The sequence below is a fragment of the Burkholderia sp. SRS-25 genome (assembly GCF_004343765.1).
GTDB classification, from domain to species: Bacteria; Pseudomonadota; Gammaproteobacteria; order Burkholderiales; family Burkholderiaceae; genus Burkholderia; species Burkholderia contaminans.
In genome coordinates, this window is record NZ_PTXM01000053.1 from 1 (window position 1) to 1,800 (window position 1,800).

Below are 1,800 nucleotides of genomic sequence, written 5' to 3' on the forward strand. Positions count from 1 at the left end.
ATAATCTCGCTTCTCTGCTGCTGAAAACGCAGCGCTGCCGGGAAACACGAAGTTCCTCGCAGAATGCTCTTTAAAAATTAACAGCCGATAAGTGTGGGCGCTTGATGGAAGCGAGCTGATCCTCGGATCAGATAGCGAAAGTATCAAGAGTCTCACACTAAAGTAAGTCAGGTTTATGAAGCAATTCATATTCCTGTCAGCTTTGAGTGAGCGACCGGTTCTTAACTGAACCGAAAACAGTAACAGGTTTAAACTGAAGAGTTTGATCCTGGCTCAGATTGAACGCTGGCGGCATGCCTTACACATGCAAGTCGAACGGCAGCACGGGTGCTTGCACCTGGTGGCGAGTGGCGAACGGGTGAGTAATACATCGGAACATGTCCTGTAGTGGGGGATAGCCCGGCGAAAGCCGGATTAATACCGCATACGATCTACGGATGAAAGCGGGGGACCTTCGGGCCTCGCGCTATAGGGTTGGCCGATGGCTGATTAGCTAGTTGGTGGGGTAAAGGCCTACCAAGGCGACGATCAGTAGCTGGTCTGAGAGGACGACCAGCCACACTGGGACTGAGACACGGCCCAGACTCCTACGGGAGGCAGCAGTGGGGAATTTTGGACAATGGGCGAAAGCCTGATCCAGCAATGCCGCGTGTGTGAAGAAGGCCTTCGGGTTGTAAAGCACTTTTGTCCGGAAAGAAATCCTTGGCTCTAATACAGTCGGGGGATGACGGTACCGGAAGAATAAGCACCGGCTAACTACGTGCCAGCAGCCGCGGTAATACGTAGGGTGCGAGCGTTAATCGGAATTACTGGGCGTAAAGCGTGCGCAGGCGGTTTGCTAAGACCGATGTGAAATCCCCGGGCTCAACCTGGGAACTGCATTGGTGACTGGCAGGCTAGAGTATGGCAGAGGGGGGTAGAATTCCACGTGTAGCAGTGAAATGCGTAGAGATGTGGAGGAATACCGATGGCGAAGGCAGCCCCCTGGGCCAATACTGACGCTCATGCACGAAAGCGTGGGGAGCAAACAGGATTAGATACCCTGGTAGTCCACGCCCTAAACGATGTCAACTAGTTGTTGGGGATTCATTTCCTTAGTAACGTAGCTAACGCGTGAAGTTGACCGCCTGGGGAGTACGGTCGCAAGATTAAAACTCAAAGGAATTGACGGGGACCCGCACAAGCGGTGGATGATGTGGATTAATTCGATGCAACGCGAAAAACCTTACCTACCCTTGACATGGTCGGAATCCCGCTGAGAGGTGGGAGTGCTCGAAAGAGAACCGGCGCACAGGTGCTGCATGGCTGTCGTCAGCTCGTGTCGTGAGATGTTGGGTTAAGTCCCGCAACGAGCGCAACCCTTGTCCTTAGTTGCTACGCAAGAGCACTCTAAGGAGACTGCCGGTGACAAACCGGAGGAAGGTGGGGATGACGTCAAGTCCTCATGGCCCTTATGGGTAGGGCTTCACACGTCATACAATGGTCGGAACAGAGGGTTGCCAACCCGCGAGGGGGAGCTAATCCCAGAAAACCGATCGTAGTCCGGATTGCACTCTGCAACTCGAGTGCATGAAGCTGGAATCGCTAGTAATCGCGGATCAGCATGCCGCGGTGAATACGTTCCCGGGTCTTGTACACACCGCCCGTCACACCATGGGAGTGGGTTTTACCAGAAGTGGCTAGTCTAACCGCAAGGAGGACGGTCACCACGGTAGGATTCATGACTGGGGTGAAGTCGTAACAAGGTAGCCGTATCGGAAGGTGCGGCTGGATCACCTCCTTTCCAGAGCTTCTCGCAAA

At 53.7% G+C, this 1,800-nt stretch carries 1 rRNA gene; it reads left to right on the forward strand.

Features of this window, described 5'->3' with window-relative positions:
• Positions 1–250: 250 nt before the first annotated feature.
• Positions 251–1,783 (forward strand): 16S ribosomal RNA (locus C5O79_RS37840).
• Positions 1,784–1,800: the final 17 nt, after the last annotated feature.